The sequence below is a fragment of the Acinetobacter sp. USHLN143 genome, from assembly GCF_037145695.1.
GTDB lineage: Bacteria > Pseudomonadota > Gammaproteobacteria > Pseudomonadales > Moraxellaceae > Acinetobacter > Acinetobacter fasciculus.
In genome coordinates, this window is record NZ_JBBCWZ010000020.1 from 14,609 (window position 1) to 31,493 (window position 16,885).

Sequence of the window (16,885 nt, forward strand, 5' to 3'; positions counted from 1 at the left end):
TTGTAAAGTATTTTTTTGGAGAATCAGCTTATGCGCCCTCGTGCCATTGTACTGTTATCTGGCGGATTAGACTCAACAACATGTCTGGCTTGGGCGCAGGCACGCTATGAATGTATCGCACTCAGTTTTCGATATGGTCAGCGTTCAACCACCGAGCTGGATGCAGCAAAGGCTTTAACGCAACGTGCGGGTGTGGAACATCGAGTGATCAATATTGATCTGGGTAATCTGGGTGGCTCAGCCCTTACCGATCATAGTATTGAGGTGCCCGACCATGAACAGGCTGGCATTCCGATTACCTATGTTCCGGCACGTAATACTATCTTCTTGTCTTACGCCTTAGCAGCAGCTGAAGTGTTCGAAGCTGAAGCGATTGTCATCGGAATTAATGCGGTTGATTACTCCGGTTATCCGGATTGCCGTCCGGAATTTATCGAGGCATTTGCCAACATGGCACGCCTTGCAACCAAGGTTGGCGTAGAGGGTCAGGCGCTCAAATTTGAAACACCTTTGTTACATTTATCCAAAGCAAATATCATTCGCTTAGGTATTGAACATGGCGTAGACTACAGTCAAACGGTGTCATGCTATCAAGCAGATGACCAAGGACGTGCCTGTGGCAAATGCGACAGTTGTCGTTTACGTAAACAGGGTTTTGCGGATGCAGGTGTTGAAGACCCGACACGTTATATACCGTAATAACAAGGTAGAGTTTATGAAGAATTTAAAATCAAGCATCGTGCTTTCAGCAATTGTTTCAGCTGCTGCTATGTTCGCAACTACGGCTCAAGCGGCTGATGACAAATTACAACAAGCTTATAAAAGCACCAATGTAAAATCTGCATTGATCAATGTTTGTAAAAATGAAACTGGCAAAAGCAAAAAATTGACATCTGCTGAAGTCAGCAAATATTGTGGTTGTGCTATTGAAGCAGATGGCAAATTAACCAATGCACAAAAATGGGAAATTCAAAGCACTATTAACCAGAAGAAAAGCCCAGGCACTTTAGCTTTTGTACAGAAGCAGAATAAAGATCTTCAAGCATGCTTTGGTCCACAGTTAACAGGCAAACTGAAAACTTTGACTGAAGAAGCAATGAAATCAGCTCAAGCGGCACCAAAGAAATAAGATCTGCTTATTTTTTGATAAAATAAGCCACTATAGTGTGGCTTATTTTTTTAAAAAAATTTAAAGAAAACAGGAGTTTTTATGTCTGAAATTAGTTTGCTTGACCAGAATTTTCCTGCGACGACAGGCGAAATCAATTTAACCCAGTTGAATACAGAATGGCTGGTGATTTATTTTTATCCTAAAGATTCTACGCCAGGCTGTACGACTCAGGCAGTTGGCTTTTCCTGTTTAAAAGATCAGTTCGATGCTTTAAACACCACAATTCTTGGCGTATCACGTGATTCGGTAAAAGCGCATCAGAACTTTACTGAAAAGCAAAATTTGAGTATCAATCTGATCAGCGATAAAGAAGAAGTGTTGTGCAATCACTTTGATGTGATTAAAGAAAAGAACATGTATGGCAAACAAGTAATGGGCATTGAGCGTTCAACTTTTATTTTCCATAATAGCCAACTGGTCAAAGAATACCGTAAGGTCAAAGCAGCAGGTCATGCAGAACAAGTTCTGGAAGATTTAAAAGCTTTGCAAGCTGCTTAATTGCATGCTTACCGTATAGACAAAAGCTCGAAATATTCGGGCTTTTTTTATAAAAAATTTCATATCATCAAGTATTTTATATCTACCCTAGTTCATTTCACACTGTCCCGAAAGATGAAGATTCACTTTATCTCCTACCCCGGCAATTCCTTTTTTCATACCAAAATCCCTACGGTTAATCACGGCAGATGCCTGAACATCAAGCAGGTTGGCATTCGACATACTGGGTTTAAAGGTTGTTTCGAAAATCACAGGCTTGGTCACACCGCGCAGGGTTAAATGACCTAAAACATTGTATTTGCCATTGCCCAAGTCTTTAAACTGGATACTTTTAAAAATTACAGTCTTATATTTTTCTACATAAAACAGGTCTTCGCCCAAAATCATATGTTTAAATAGCGGCTTACTAAAGCTTAAACTTTCCACATCCATGACCAGATGGGTTGAGGCATTTTGCGGTGCTTTAGCATCAAACTGCATCGTGGATTGAACCTGATTGAACTTGGCTTTAACCACAGTCAGTCCCATTGACTTGATCTCAAAACCGACATCACTTTTGGGAGTTAAGGTCCATGATCTTGCAAAAGACTGACTGGTCAAAGCTAAACAGATCGCCAGGCTAAGGAGCCCAGTTTTTATTATTTTTTTCAATTTTAAATCCACCTTGTTTAATTTCTTATTGATCGGATTTAAGTCCACGGCTTAATCTGAAACTAATTTTTTTGTTTTTTGAGCGAACAGGTTTTCGTTATTTTTATACCAGTTTATTGAAGTTTTTGTAAAATCATTCATGACTAACGGACAAAATACTTGCGCTGATTTTTCTCTGATAAATGGTCCTGCTAAGCTAGCAGGAGACTGGTATCATCTTATAAAATTCTGATTTTATAAATTTTTTATATAAGACAGATCGTTGATTTTAAGCTCAATATAGATTGAAATATCCATACTTGCAGCACTGAAAAGAGTTGTGTTCTGCGCTGCCTATTCTCGATCACTATCTAAAATAAAACGCTTAGACAACTCTTAACCGATTTATAGACTTTCGTAGCCTGAATCAAATACTGAGTATTAATGACACCGCGACGCCCCACATGGTACATGCAATAATAGCATCCAGTATTTTCCATGCTTTTGGATGTTGAAACCAAGGCGTCAGTATTTTTGCTCCATATCCCAAACTAAAGAAAAAAAACCAGGAAGCACAGACAGCACCTAAAGCAAACCACCATTTTCCTAAGGCGTATTGGGTTGAAATTGATCCAATCAATATGACTGTGTCTAAGTAAACATGCGGATTCAGCCAGGTAAAAGCCAGGCAGATCATCAGTACTTGTAGAAAATTCTCTGTTAGCTGACCACTTGGTGCCAAGACCTCGGTTGATTTAAATGCGCTGATCGCATGGCGTAAACCATAATAAAATAGGAATCCTGCGCCAATATATTTAGAAAATATAACAATATCCGGATAATGTTCAATGACGCGCGCAAAGCCCAGTACGCCAAGCAGAATTAAAATTGAATCAGACAAGGCACAAATCACACAGACCCAAAACACATGCTGCTGTTTTAAACCTTGTTTTAATACAAAAGCATTCTGTGCACCGATACTGACAATCAGGCTCATTCCCACAGCAAAACCACTCATCATATAACTGAACATCACATTCCCCTTTTTCGAATAAATGAATTATTGAACAAAATGAGTGCGATTAATTAAAACTAAGTTAATATCAATTTAACTAAATTATTTTTAGATAATAGAAATGCTGAATGCGAAACAATGTGATGCTTTTTATGCAGTTGCAAAAACGGGAAGTTTCGATCTGGCTGCCGAGCAGCTAAATATTACTGCTTCGGCAGTGACCCTTCGTGTTCAAAGTCTGGAAAAAAAATTGGGACAATTGCTTCTGGTCAGAGATCGGCCTTGCCGCGTGACCCAATCCGGGCAAACTTTATTGCATTATTTACAGCATCAACGTTTGCTAGAACAGAATTTGATGCAAGATTTGGGTGGACAGCTGCAACATGAAGGTTTCTATTGTCTGAATATTGCCACCAATGCTGATTCACTCGCGACCTGGCTATTACCCACCTTACAAGCCCAGCTGATCCAGCATAAAATTGTGCTGCATTTTCAGGTAGATGATCAATCTCAGACTCATCATCTGTTAGAAGCTGGTCTCGTCAATGCCTGTTTGAGTACAGAGAGCAAGGCAATGAAAGGTTGTCGGGCGGAATTGATCGGACAGATGCAATACCGTCTCGTTGCTACGCCTGAATTTTCCCGAAACTGGTTTCATCAAGGCGTACATCGGGATGTGCTACGCCTTGCCCCTGCCATTATTTTTAATGAAAAAGACCAGCTACATACCCAGTTTATTCAGCACGAATTTGGCCTGAACCTTGCTCAATATCCTCACTTTTTTATTCCATCGACCCACGCATTTTTTGATGCGATTGTCATGGGTCTAGGCTATGGCTGGCTGCCGGACTATCAAACCAGGGATTTGCTGGAGTCAGGTCGACTGCTTGAACTTTCAAGTGAGATGCGAATTGAAGTACCCTTGTATTGGCATCACTGGAAAGAACAGTCTCCTGCTCTAGAAATCCTTGGGGAATGTTTGAAACAGCATGCTCAAACGACCATGAATCACCCCATAACAACCTGATACTTTTAAAGCAGATTGGTTTTATCATTCTGGGCAAATTTTTCACTGAGTTGCTGATAGGTCGTGGTTTTTTGGAAATTCTCTAGAAAATCAATCGTGCCTTGTGGAAATTTATCTCGTTGAATTTCGCCACGATAATAAGCTTCACGCATCGGCGTAGCGGATAAGGCATCTTCCAGGCTGTCAAGTTCAACCATTTCCCATTCTGGGAAAAACTTTAAATAATAAGAAGAATCATCTTTAAAATGCCCAATTAGTCCGATTTTGGCATCCGGTTCAATAACCTGATTCACCAGCGATTTCACCAGTTTTTGCCATTTTTCATCATTATAAACATCTATGACTTCTACAAATTTGATCCGAGCTCGATCTTCAGGACTGAAATTTGACAGGATCATGGCTTCACGCTCCGAAGCCAAGAATGGATTCTTGATATTGCGTTCATTTTGCGCAGAACCAAGCGCTAAAATCACATGTTGACTGTGCTGCAGGGCAATATTAATAGTTTGCATGTGTGCCAGATGAAAAGGCTGAAAACGGCCAATGAAAACCAGATAATCAAATGTATAGTTCATAAGGGATCAGTTTTTTATGACTCATGAGTTGTGCTGCCCCAATAAATATGCGACATAATCATTCCCATAAAATCAAATTAAGTTTTAAAGCAAGGATAGTACGATGACACTGAGCTGTATTCAACAACCTCATGAGCATTTGAATGCGAATTTAGAACATGGTGTACTCACTTTAGCCATCAATCGCCCGGAAGCGAAAAATGCGTTATATAGTGAGCTTTATCTCTGGATTGCGAAAGCTTTAGATGAAGCAGATCAGGCACCTGAAGTTCGTGTAGTTGTATTGCGTGGTCAGGACACAGACTTTAGTGCGGGCAATGATATGCAGGATTTTATGAAATCTGCTGCGAAGAAAGGTCAGGCACCCGCTGCTGAAGGCCCGCCGTTTGTTTTACTCAAATCTGCTGCAAAATTTTCCAAGCCTTTGATTGCTGCGGTGCGTGGTGTTGCGATCGGCATTGGCGTGACGATCTTATTGCATTGTGATCTGGTCTATAGTGACAATACTGCCTTGTTCCAGATTCCATTTGTCAGTCTGGGTCTATCGCCTGAAGGCGCTTCAAGCAAGCTGTTGATTCAGCAAGCGGGTTATCATAAAGCGGCCGAATTATTGCTGACTGCGCAAAAATTCAATAGCGAAAAAGCACTCGACGCAGGTCTGGTAAATAGCATTGAAGAAGATGTTTACACCAAAGCAGCAGCACAAGCTACCCAACTCTCTGCCCTGCCATTGGCATCACTGGTGCAATCCAAAGCCTTGATGAAACACAATGTGAATGAAATTGTGGAATGGATTGACCATGAAGCAGAGATTTTCATGCAGCGTGTCGGCTCACCAGAAATGCTGGAAGCGGTTCAAGCCTTTATGCAAAAACGTAAACCTGATTTCACACAATTCAACTAATTTTCAAACTTATGAGTTCAATGAGGTGGTTTAAACTGCCTCAATCTTTTATTTTTCCAAGAATCTGAAGTATGCCAAATCAAAACTCCGAAACCTCTTCCCAAACAACAGATAGCTCAAATCCAGAAAAGAAACGTTATTACGAACCTGCACCCCAAGATATAGATGTCGATAATTTTCGTAAAGTAATTGAAAGCCGACGTTCAGTACGTAAATTTACCAAAAAGCCAATTCCTGTTGAAGTTCTAGATGCCTGTCTGGAGCTGGCATTGTTGGCCCCGAATTCGTCGAACTTGCAGCCTTGGACTTTTTATGTGGTACAAAATTCAAGCAAGAAAAAACATCTGGTCAAAGCCTGTATGAGTCAACTGGCAGCCAAAACAGCTTCTGAGCTAATTGTCTGTATCGCACGTACCGACCGTATCGATGAAATGGCGAAACGTAATGTAAATGAATTTCCATTTCCAGAAGCACCGCCCGCGATTAAGAAATACTATAAATATATTCCCTACAACTATAAGACTGGTTATCTGAATGCTTTTGGTAACTTTAAGAAAGTGGCTTTCAAAGTTGCCCGTACATTGGACAAACAAATGCCAGTGTCTGCTTTCAGTCCGGCTGATGCAAAACTGTGGGCGACCAAAACGACGGCGCTCGCTTGTGAAAATCTGGTCTTAGCTTTACGTGCTTATGGTTTTGACAGCTGTATGATGGAAGGTTTTGATGAGCCGATGGTTCGTGAAATTCTGAAATTAAATGATGAACAGTATCCAGTCATGGTAATTGGTGCGGGTGAACGCGCTGAAGATGGAGTATTCTTCCCGCAGTACCGTTTTGATCGTGAACTGTTTATTCAGAAGGTTTAAGCTTCACACCTATAGAAATTAAATACCTTAAATCTGGTAGATCTCTTGTGACATGGATGTCACATCATTCACTCTTTATGCGCTAAAAACGGCTTTGTTGCACAAAGCTGTTCGTAAGGTCTAATTCAGCAATATAATTTCCGAATGAAGAAGCCTCCACCTAATATCTACCGTACAATCAACTGGTCCAAATACAATCAAGCCTTAATTAATCGAGGAAACATTTCGATTTGGTTTGATCCCAAGACTCAATGGTACGCTCAACCCAAAGGTAAACATGGTCGAAATCAAACTTATTCAGATACAGCCATCCAATGCTGTTTAATGATTAAATCCTTATTTCGACTCTCTTTACGTATGGTCACTGGCTTTGTGAAAAGTCTCATTAAGCTTTGTGGTTTAGATTGGACAGCGCCAGATTATTCCACCATTTGCAGAAGACAAAAGCATATTGATCTTGTAATTGGCTATCAAAAAAGTAGTGATGGACTACATCTACTTGTGGACTCTACTGGTTTAAAGTTTTTAGGTGAAGGTGAATGGAAACGCAAGAAACATCAGCCTGAATATCGTCGCCAATGGCGAAAACTTCATATCGGTATAGATGCTGAAACCCTACAAATACGATCAGTTCAACTCACGACCAACAATGTGAGTGATTCGCAAGTCCTTGGTGATTTACTAAATCAAATCCCATTGGATGAACAGATTGATTCAGTCTATACAGATGGGGCTTATGACACAAAACAATGCCGTCAGGTCATTGCAGATCGGCAAGCGCATGCAGTGATTCCACCTAGGAAAAATGCGAGACCTTGGAAAGATACAAAAGTTCATTCGCGAGAGCGAAATGAATTACTTCGAACAGTTAAGCATTTAGGAAGAATAATATGGAAAAAATGGTCAGGTTACCATCGGCGCAGTTTGGTTGAAACCAAGATGCATTGCATCAAATTATTGGGGGATAAACTCAGTGCGAGAAACTTTCAAAGCCAAGTCAATGAGATTCATGCACGTGTGGCAGTATTAAATAAATTTACGGAATTAGGCCGACCTCATACCCGAGTTGTGTCTTAAATTTGACTAGCTCAGAGTAGCTTTAATTTTAAATCTTTGTGCAACAAAGCCTCTGCAAATAAAAAAACTTTGTTCTGACTTAAAGCATCATAACAAATCGCATGAATATCGCCCGTTTCAGGATCAATATGCGGATGGGCAGTAAATGGAAAATCCTGATCATCTTCAAATAAATGATGTCGTTTTGACTCCAGTGCAGCATTCAACTCAACTGGATATGCACCCGCTTCTACCAGTGCCCAGATTTTTCCGGCAAAGTGGATGACATTGGTATTGACTGCATCCGCGACACCTCGCGTTTTACCGGGAATTTGTGGTCGATGAAGTTTTTTCTGCACACTGGCAGAACCGATATAACTGCTTTTATACCAATGTGCCTCACCACCCTTCAGTCTGAGCGCATGCAACATGCCATCGCCCGTAAACCAGTGATAGTTGCGTGGGTTTTTGACTGTAATAGGATTTGGACCAATCCGCATTAATGCACCATCCAGTTCTGCAGGAATCTGCCCTTCAACCTTTAAATCTGTGGAAAAGTGTTCCTGCCGCTCTGGTGCAAATATACCTTCCAGATAGGGATTATCTGGCGAATATGGAATGCGCTGATGCAGGATTTCTGTACCGTACTGGATAGATTTACTGAGGGTATTCTTAAGCACACTGCTCAGCAGTTTTGGCCACGGCATTATTATTTTCCTTATTGTATTTTTTCTTTGGATTATTCTGGCAGAAATGATAATAACAAAAGCAGGTCGGCTGGTTTCTGAATCTAGATTAACGGCGCGCTAAGTCAAACGCGCCGCAGCAGAGCATCAATTTTATAATTTTAGACTTTGATATCCAGAAGCTGAATAAACTCAAAGGCCGGCTCTTCATAAGGATGACTTTCTTTCAGCGCCTTGGCCACATCGACTGCCTTTTCATCAGGCACCAGAATTTCTACCCGCCATTCTTCTACCTGTTCCAGTTTACCCACTTCACCAATATGCGGATCTGCACCTTCCTGTGGTTTAAACTGTCCGGTTCCTAAAACCTGCCAGGCACAATTCGTATACTCACCAATACCGCCCGCTCCTGCTGCAAATATCGCATTCTTGGTGTCTTCCAGATTTTCATCCGGCACGTAATAAATCAGCTTTAACATATATTCCTTCCTACAATTCAGATACTTGTTGTATTGTTAAGTGCTTGGGTAATCATCTTCAATGCAGGATTTTGAGAATTCTTGTTAAATGTTGCATATAAATCCAGTTTTGGCAGTGCCTGATCAGTCTGGACAATTTTTACATGCTCATTCAAAAACCGCAGTAAATATTCAGGCGCAAAACTAAAGCCCATTCCCATATTGGTCAGATTGATGTGTTGCAAGACATTGGTCACCCACAACAGCTGTTCATGCTCAAGCTGATCAATGCAGAGTAGTCTATCCAGCTTTTCATAAAATACTGGTGAAGCATTCTGCTCACACATAATTATATTATGGTTTTTTAGTTCCTGTAATTTCAGGATTCGATCTGTAGAATGTAAGTGCTGAGCGGCTATCAGATAAATTTGCTCGGTTAATAAATGAATATTCTCAAAATCTGGATGGTCCAGATGAAAGTGGGTAATACATAAATCCAGTTCAGCATTTTTTAGCCGCTGAATCTGTTCCATACAGGTCAGGCTATGCAGATGGATTTTTAAGTCCGGCATGGTTTTTTTAAGCTGGGCCAGAATCTGTGGCATCACTTTTATTTCTGCGACATTCAGGAAGCCAATGTGAATCTAGTTATTTTTCTGCTGCGCAACCTGACGCGCTGCTGCTACTGCCAGTTTGGCATTTTCCAGTGCTTTTTCGGCATAGATCTGAAAAGCCTGCCCTTCATCGGTGAGTTTGACCTTTCTGGATGAACGATCAAACAGCATGACGCCTACTTCCTGCTCCAGATCCTTAATTTGCTGGCTTAATGACGGCTGAGCGGTAAACAGTTTTTCGGCAGCCTTGGTAAAACTTTGTTGCTGCGCCACAGTAATAAAATAGCGTAAATGTCGAAGTTCCATAGCCTGCCCGGTTTCTGATCAGGTCAGCATCTTAAGATTATGACCCACGTATTGCAAATAAGAATAGGTCGATAGTTTATATGAATATCGCTATATCAACAGATCCTGTTTTACTAGACTGCCTGATTATATAGATAGCTTGTTCTTCACCTATACCCATGGAGTCTTGTATGACACAACACTATGACACTGATGTTCTGATCATTGGTACTGGTCCTGCAGGTTCAACATTAGGTTTGGCTTTGGCGAATTATGGTATCAAGGTACAACTGTTTACCCAGTTTAGCTGGCTGGCCAATAGTCCACGTGCCCATATTACCAATCAGCGTGCCATGGAAGTATTACGTGATTTAGGTATTGAAGAACAGGTTAAAGAGATTGCAACACCATGGGAACAGATGGGTGAAAGCCTGATTACCACCAGTCTAGTCGGCGAAGAAATCGCCCGTTTAAGTGCATGGGGTACCGGTGATGAACGTCATGGTGACTATATCCAAGGCAGTCCATGTCCATTAGTCGATCTGATTCAGCCAAAAATGGAAGCTTTACTGGTGAAAAATGCCGGTGAACGTGGTGCAATTTATAACTTCAATACTGAATACCTGTCACATGTGCAGGACGAAGATGGCGTGACTGCTACTTTCCTGAACCGCATTACCAATACTGAATTTAGCTTAAGAGCAAAATATCTGGTGGGTATGGATGGTGCTAAATCTCGTGTATTGGAACAGCTCGGCTTGCCACTGGAAGGCGTGATGGCACGTGCCGGTACCGTCTATGTGACCTTTAAAGCTGATCTTTCTCAATACGTTCAGCACCGTCCTGCGATTCTGCAATGGATCGTGAATCCTGAAGCCAGCTTTGGCGATCTCGGTATGGGATTGTTACGTGCCATTACGCCATGGAATGAATGGATCATGGGTTGGGGCTTTGACATTTCCAAAGGCGAACCACAAGTTACTGAAGAACAGGTCCGTGCCCGCCTGAATGCTTTTGTTGGTACTGAAGTCGAAGAAGTTGAAATCCAGAAATTATCGTACTGGTATGTGAACCAGACCTGGGCAACTGAATATTCTAAAGGTCGCGTATTCTGCGGTGGTGATGCGGTACACCGTCATCCACCATCGAGTGGCCTAGGTTCAAATACCTGCATGCAGGATGCCTTTAACCTAGGCTGGAAACTAGCATACGCGGTAAAAGGCTGGGCTGCACCTTCCCTGCTGGATTCCTATACGACTGAGCGTGCACCGGTAGGCAAGCAAATTGTGGCGCGAGCGAATCAATCACGTTTTGATTATAAATACCTGAAAGAAGTCTTTGGTTTTGACAATGGTGTGACTACACAAAAACAAATGCTGGAACGTATTTTTTCGGAAGATGAGCAAGGTGCTGAAATCCGCAAAAAGCTGTTTGAAGCTTTGGAAATTAAAAACTTCGAATTTAATGCACAAGGTGTAGAGCTGAACCAGCGATATAGCTCCAATGCAGTGATTAGCGAATCTGAGCCTGAAAGATTTGAGCGAGATCAACAGCTTTATTTACAGGCAACGACTCGCCCGGGTGCTAAAGTTCCGCATACCTGGCTGATCAATGCCAAAGGTCAAAAGCAGTCGACACTGGATATTACGGGTAAAGGTCGTTTTACCCTGCTCACAGGTTTATCCGGTAAAGGCTGGAAACAGGCGGTAGAAGCATTGGATTTGCCATATCTGGATGTGACTCAGATTGGTTCTCGTGACTACCGTGATGTGTATGGAACCTGGAATGCCAAGTCTGAAATTCATGAATCTGGTGCAGTACTGGTTTGTCCGGATGGTTATATGGCTTGGCGTTATCAGGACAGTACCAATAAAGCTTTTGATTATGAAAATACGTTAAAGGCGGTATTGAAGCAGGTTCAATTGGTTATTTAAATTATAAAGCCACCTTAATGGTGGCTTTCTTAAAGCTGATGATCAAGAACCCTGCAGCAAGTAACTGCCCACAACGAACAATATTTGTAGTCCTACAACAATACAAAACAACATCCAGCCTTTCTGACGCATTGCCGCCTTATCCACTATTCTAAGTGTTTTAGCCATGTCATCACCTCATCTTTGAGAATTGATACTGAACCGATCTATTCCATCTTTCTTTTATAGTGCAATAAAGTTGTGCATAAAACACACCATAGCACTTTATATACAATATAAAAGCAAAATCTAAACCAACTCAGCAGGAAGAAAAAAAATTAAAAAATCAGAATGCTTAAAAAGCAAAAATCCACCAAATTGGTGGTTGAATAATCCTATGTTAGTGAATTTATTTTAATTTTTCCATACAGTAAAATTAAGATACTATTTAAAAACAATATTTATAATAAAAAATTCATTCACCTTGTTTTAATTTCCAAGATGAGAATAAAAACACGGACATTGTACCAGCCAAATTCACTGCTAATTCTGCATGTCTTGGAGAAGGTTTAAAGTTTATTTTACCTTGCCCATGAGCATCACCCACTTTATTTCTCAATGATCCTAAACCTTCAATGATGGAACTACATCCTCCGAGAATTTGTTTGAAAGTCTGCTCCGTATGTTGAGATGGAGCAAGGTTTAATTCTTTACTCACCAATCTATACAGTTGATTTATATCTGGAGCATTGCCATAACCGACTTCGTATTCATCAAGAATATATTTGCAGGTCGATTCTAAAAGTGTTCGAGCTAATGTAATCGCACCTTCGGGATCTGTACTTCTTCGCTCTAATGCTTTCTGCCATATTTGATGTATATAATCCGAGCTTAATTCAGCAATCTTCAACTGTACTACCTGATCCAATGGAGGAACATCTAGACTTTCTAATACATTAAAGAATTCTTTAAATTCCGAATAAATATAATTTTCACGTTCAGCGTAAGATTCAAAATCCCACTTAATCCTAGCTTCAAATTCATCTAATGTGCGTGTGTCTTTAATAAAAAATGGAATATATTCATAAAAGTTTTGAAATGTCAGTAACTCTTGTCTAAGCTGCATAAATGCCTCTGAAGAACCTTTTTCATAAGTATCAGTAGCTCTAGCTATTAGCAATTCTTGTAAAAGTAAAACTTTTTCAATTAAATCGGACATTTGAGGACTCTTTATTCATTTTTTAATCTTTTTCAATTCTATATCTAATCACCTATAAATCTATAATTTGCTTATTAAAAAAGCCCCTTTCGGGGCTTTTTTAATTCTTGATTATATCAATTAGCCAATAAATTTACGTGCATTACGGAACATACGTAACCAAGCACCGTCTTGATCCCAGTCTTCTGGTTTCCAGGAATGCTGGAGCGCGCGGAAGTTACGTTCAGGGTGCGGCATCATAATCGTTGCACGGCCATCCTGAGAGGTTACACCGGTAATACCTTCCGGTGAACCATTCGGGTTCAACGGATATTGTTCAGTTGCATTGCCATGGCTGTCGACATAACGTAGAACCACCTGATTCGATGCATTCAGTGCAGCAAAGTTTTCCGCCGTTGCAACTGCACGACCTTCACCATGCGCCACAGCGATCGGCAGAATCGAACCTTGCATGTCTTGTAACAATACTGAATTCGATTTTTCCACACGAACGTTCACTGCTCGCGCTTCAAATACTTCAGACGTATTGCGATGGAAACGTGGCCAAGCATCCGCACCCGGAATTAATGGAGCCAATTGAGACAACATTTGACAACCATTACAGATACCGAGCGAGAAGGTTTCTTGACGGTTGAAGAATTTCTCAAACTGGTCACGCAATTTAGCATTGAACAATACGGATTTCGCCCAGCCCCCACCAGCGCCCATCACGTCACCATACGAGAAGCCACCACACGTTACCAAACCTTCGAAATCATCCAGGCTGATACGACCTGCCAGCAAGTCACTCATGTGGACGTCAACGGTATTGAAACCGACTTTGTCGAAAGCTGCCGCCATTTCAATATGACCATTGACACCCTGCTCACGCAGAATTGCCATATTTGGACGACGCAAGTTAATGAACGGTGCTTCAATCGCTTCATTCAAGTCGAATGTTGGTTGGGCAATAATACCTTTGTATGCTTTATCGGTAATTAAGGCAAATTCCTGATCCGCAGTTTGTACGTTGTCACGCAGACGCTGGATTTGGTGGGATACTTCAGTCCATGCCACTTGCAGATCAGCACGTTCAAGTACCAGACCATTGATAGACAATTGGTCAGAATTATTTACAGTACCAACCACTGCAATTGCATCTTTAAGCGTAGATGCTGCAACTTCAGCTTGTAGCGCTTCCCAGTCTACTTTCGCGATTTGAAGGACTGCGCCAATTTCTTCGGCAAATAAACTTGCAGTTGATTGATCTTCTAATGCCACACCTAAACGTGAAGCGAACATCATTTCTGCAACAGTCGCCAATAAACCACCGTCACCGATGTCGTGATACGCCTTGATCAAACCGCGGTTGTTCCAGTCTTGAACCAATGCGAAGAATGCCTTGAAATCATCGAAGCTATCCACATCAGGAGTAACCGAACCAATCGCTTTGTATACCTGCGCCAGAATCGAACCGCCTAAACGGAACTGACCTTTAGACAGATCAACACGAACAAGCACAGACTCAAGGTTTTTCAATTCTGGAGTCAATGTTTGGCGCACATCAGTCACTGGTGCAAATGCAGTGATCACGCCTGACATTGGTGAAGTCACAGACTTGTCTTCACCTTCGTCATTCCACGTCGTACGCATAGACAATGAGTCTTTACCGACTGGAATCGCGATACCGAGTGCAGGACACATTTCCATACCGATGGCTTTCACGCCTTCGAATAGCGCCTGGTCTTCGCCCGGTTGACCCGCAGCAGCCATCCAGTTTGCAGACAATTTGATATCACTGATTTTTTCAATCTTCGCAGACATAATGTTCGAGATCGATTCAGCCACAGACAAACGTGCAGAAGCAGCAGGATTCAACAAGGCTACTGGAGGACGTTCACCCATTGCCATCGCTTCACCGGTGTAACCGACAAGACTTGTTGTAGTCACAGCAGCATCCGCGACCGGAACCTGCCAGCGACCCACCATCTGGTCACGCGCAACCATACCGGTAATCGAACGGTCACCAATACTGATCAGGAATGATTTAGAAGCAACAGTCGGGTTTTTAAGAACGCGATAAATCGCATCTTTTAAATCGGTGACTTTAGCCGCATCAAAGTCATCGCCTTTGCGTTCAATCGTTTCATAGGTACGGCTCATACGTGGCGTACCACCAAGCATCACCTGCATTGGCATATCCACTGGTTTGTTGCCGAACAATGGATCTTCAACGGTTAAATGACGTGCTTCAGTCGCCTCACCCAGTACTGCGAACGGACAACGTTCACGTGCACAGATTGACTCAAATAATTCTAAAGAAGATGGACGAATCGCCAATACATAACGCTCTTGCGCTTCATTTGACCAGATCTCCATTGGAGACATGCCAGGTTCTAAAGATGGAATCTTACGAAGATCTAGCACTGCACCTAACTCATGATCATTCACCAGTTCAGGCATAGCATTTGATACACCACCCGCGCCTACATCATGCACCGACACAATTGGGTTATGGTCTTCCATGCGCCAGCAAGTATCGATCACTTCTTGACAACGGCGTTCCATTTCCGGGTTTTCACGTTGTACCGAAGCAAAATCTAGGTTTTCGCCCAATTTACCGCTATCTACAGAAGATGCAGCACCACCGCCAAGACCGATCAGCATGGCTGGACCACCGAGTACGATTAACAAATCACCCGGTAAAATCGGATCTTTTTCAACGTGATCTGGACGGATATTTCCGTAACCACCCGCGATCATGATTGGCTTATGGAAACCTTTAACATCGCCATTGACGTTTTGTTCAAAAGTACGGAAGTAACCGTTTAAAGCTGGACGACCAAATTCGTTATTGAATGCAGCACCACCCAATGGGCCTTCAATCATGATTTGTAACGGCGATGCCATACGTGATGGTTTGCCGTAGTTTTCTTCCCAAGGCTGTTCAAAGCCTGGAATATTCAGGTTAGATACCGTAAAGCCGGTTAAACCTGCTTTCGGTTTACCACCACGACCGGTCGCGCCTTCATCACGGATTTCACCGCCTGAACCTGTCGCTGCACCGGCAAATGGTGCAATTGCTGTTGGGTGGTTGTGGGTTTCCACTTTCATCAGGATGTGAGCAGCTTGGCTCTTGTATTTATAAACCTGATGACCGTTGTCTTCTTGGGTTGGATAAAAACGCTGGGTATCCGAACCAACAATCACCGAAGCGTTGTCTTTATATGCTGACAATACATCTGTTGGTGACTCTTTATAGGTGTTTTTGATCATCTGGAACAACGACAATGGCTGAACTTCACCATCAATCGTCCATTCCGAACCAAAAATTTTATGACGGCAATGCTCAGAGTTGGCTTGCGCAAACATCATCAGTTCGATGTCGTTTGGATTACGACCCAGCTTGATGAAAGCTTCAGTCAGGTAATCAATTTCATCCATCGACAATGCAAAACCAAACTCGTTGTTGGCTTTTACCAGTGCTTCTTTACCTTCACCCAGAATATCAATCGAGTTCAGTGGTTTTGGTGCCGTTTCCACAAATAATACTGCAGCATCTTCAATCGCATTGAATACGCTTTCGGTCATACGGTCGTGAAGTACTTGCAATGCTTCTTTTGAAAGCTCTTTTAGGCCCTTCAAAGTAAATAAAACGCCGCGTTCAAGTCGATGAACCGGCGTATTACAGTTTTTGAAAATGTCCGTCGCTTTAGAGGACCAAGGAGAGATGGTGCCGACGCGCGGTGTGACTAAAATCTGGATTTCATCACTTGCAGGCTGGTGCAATTCAAAAGATTGACCATCGTTGAGAAGCTGTAAAGCTGATTGCTGTTGTTGCTCGCTGAGCGCTTGGTCAAAGAGGTAGACCCATTGACTTTCAATTGAATGAACAGAACTAATTGACGTCAAACGCGATAATAGTTGAGTTTTCTTAAAAGAAGAATGTGCGGGTGCACCGGCAACGATAAACATGCTGATTTTGGCTC

The 16,885-nt window shown here is 42.0% G+C and carries 15 protein-coding genes and 2 pseudogenes; 8 read left to right on the forward strand and 9 right to left on the reverse strand.

Annotated features, from left to right (window positions below; genetic code table 11):
- Positions 1-30 precede the first annotated feature (30 nt).
- The 3 genes from queC to WFH18_RS07445 all read left to right on the forward strand — a co-directional run bounded on the left by queC (position 31) and on the right by WFH18_RS07445 (position 1,669).
- Entirely contained in the window at positions 31-699 is a 669-nt protein-coding gene (gene queC, locus WFH18_RS07435) for a 7-cyano-7-deazaguanine synthase QueC (protein WP_004731688.1), read from the forward strand.
- Between the two features lie 16 nt (positions 700-715).
- The gene (locus WFH18_RS07440; protein WP_004645640.1) at positions 716-1,129 is read left to right on the forward strand and encodes a hypothetical protein; all 414 of its coding nucleotides are present in this window, start codon (positions 716-718) and stop codon (positions 1,127-1,129) included.
- An 81-nt stretch (positions 1,130-1,210) separates the two neighbouring features.
- Positions 1,211-1,669 (forward strand): peroxiredoxin, encoded by a 459-nt coding sequence (locus WFH18_RS07445; protein WP_005106433.1) that lies wholly within the window; start codon positions 1,211-1,213, stop codon positions 1,667-1,669.
- An 87-nt stretch (positions 1,670-1,756) separates the two neighbouring features.
- Here WFH18_RS07445 and WFH18_RS07450 read toward each other — a convergent pair whose 3' ends face one another.
- Together WFH18_RS07450 and WFH18_RS07455 are read right to left on the reverse strand one after the other, a co-directional pair.
- On the reverse strand, positions 1,757-2,320 hold the full coding sequence (locus tag WFH18_RS07450; protein ID WP_081401207.1) for a YceI family protein: 564 nt from the start codon (positions 2,318-2,320) through the stop codon (positions 1,757-1,759).
- Positions 2,321-2,726: 406 nt separating this feature from the next.
- A complete protein-coding gene (locus WFH18_RS07455; protein ID WP_164542963.1) occupies positions 2,727-3,332 on the reverse strand; it encodes a LysE/ArgO family amino acid transporter in 606 nt (201 codons plus the stop codon).
- Between the two features lie 103 nt (positions 3,333-3,435).
- Between WFH18_RS07455 and WFH18_RS07460 the strand changes: the two genes are divergently transcribed.
- Entirely contained in the window at positions 3,436-4,341 is a 906-nt protein-coding gene (locus WFH18_RS07460; protein WP_164542964.1) for a LysR family transcriptional regulator ArgP, read from the forward strand.
- 5 nt (positions 4,342-4,346) lie between these two features.
- Here WFH18_RS07460 and WFH18_RS07465 read toward each other — a convergent pair whose 3' ends face one another.
- Positions 4,347-4,916, reverse strand: a complete 570-nt coding sequence (locus WFH18_RS07465) for a nicotinate-nicotinamide nucleotide adenylyltransferase (RefSeq protein ID WP_005103826.1) — start codon at positions 4,914-4,916, stop codon at positions 4,347-4,349.
- 103 nt (positions 4,917-5,019) lie between these two features.
- On the opposite strand from WFH18_RS07465, the gene WFH18_RS07470 reads away from it, so the two are divergent.
- The 3 genes from WFH18_RS07470 (at position 5,020) to WFH18_RS07480 (ending at position 7,763) form a co-directional block, all read left to right on the forward strand.
- The gene (locus WFH18_RS07470; RefSeq protein ID WP_004645646.1) at positions 5,020-5,820 is read left to right on the forward strand and encodes an enoyl-CoA hydratase-related protein; all 801 of its coding nucleotides are present in this window, start codon (positions 5,020-5,022) and stop codon (positions 5,818-5,820) included.
- A 71-nt stretch (positions 5,821-5,891) separates the two neighbouring features.
- Entirely contained in the window at positions 5,892-6,686 is a 795-nt protein-coding gene (locus tag WFH18_RS07475) for a nitroreductase family protein (protein ID WP_164542965.1), read from the forward strand.
- Positions 6,687-6,830: 144 nt separating this feature from the next.
- Entirely contained in the window at positions 6,831-7,763 is a 933-nt protein-coding gene (locus tag WFH18_RS07480) for an IS5-like element ISAlw1 family transposase (protein WP_004278954.1), read from the forward strand.
- A gap of 62 nt (positions 7,764-7,825) precedes the next feature.
- On the opposite strand, the pseudogene WFH18_RS07485 reads toward WFH18_RS07480, so the two are convergent.
- From WFH18_RS07485 to WFH18_RS07495, 3 genes and pseudogenes are all read right to left on the reverse strand, one after another.
- Positions 7,826-8,449, reverse strand: a pseudogene (locus WFH18_RS07485) (carotenoid oxygenase family protein); the annotation flags it as partial.
- Positions 8,450-8,589: 140 nt separating this feature from the next.
- On the reverse strand, positions 8,590-8,907 hold the full coding sequence (locus WFH18_RS07490; protein WP_004279094.1) for an NIF3 1: 318 nt from the start codon (positions 8,905-8,907) through the stop codon (positions 8,590-8,592).
- 17 nt (positions 8,908-8,924) lie between these two features.
- Positions 8,925-9,806: pseudogene (locus tag WFH18_RS07495) on the reverse strand (LysR substrate-binding domain-containing protein).
- A 170-nt stretch (positions 9,807-9,976) separates the two neighbouring features.
- Here WFH18_RS07495 and WFH18_RS07500 point away from each other — a divergent pair.
- Positions 9,977-11,719, forward strand: coding sequence for an FAD-dependent oxidoreductase (locus WFH18_RS07500; RefSeq protein WP_164542966.1), 1,743 nt, complete (start codon positions 9,977-9,979; stop codon positions 11,717-11,719).
- Between the two features lie 42 nt (positions 11,720-11,761).
- Here the strand turns inward: WFH18_RS07500 and WFH18_RS07505 are convergent, their stop codons facing one another.
- The 3 genes from WFH18_RS07505 to purL form a co-directional block, all read right to left on the reverse strand.
- Positions 11,762-11,887: a KGW motif small protein gene (locus WFH18_RS07505; RefSeq protein WP_266096118.1), complete on the reverse strand. Its 126-nt coding sequence runs from the start codon at positions 11,885-11,887 to the stop codon at positions 11,762-11,764.
- A gap of 286 nt (positions 11,888-12,173) precedes the next feature.
- Positions 12,174-12,917, reverse strand: a complete 744-nt coding sequence (locus WFH18_RS07510) for an abortive infection family protein (RefSeq protein WP_164542967.1) — start codon at positions 12,915-12,917, stop codon at positions 12,174-12,176.
- Between the two features lie 120 nt (positions 12,918-13,037).
- Positions 13,038-16,871 (reverse strand): phosphoribosylformylglycinamidine synthase, encoded by a 3,834-nt coding sequence (gene purL, locus WFH18_RS07515; RefSeq protein WP_164542968.1) that lies wholly within the window; start codon positions 16,869-16,871, stop codon positions 13,038-13,040.
- Positions 16,872-16,885: the final 14 nt, after the last annotated feature.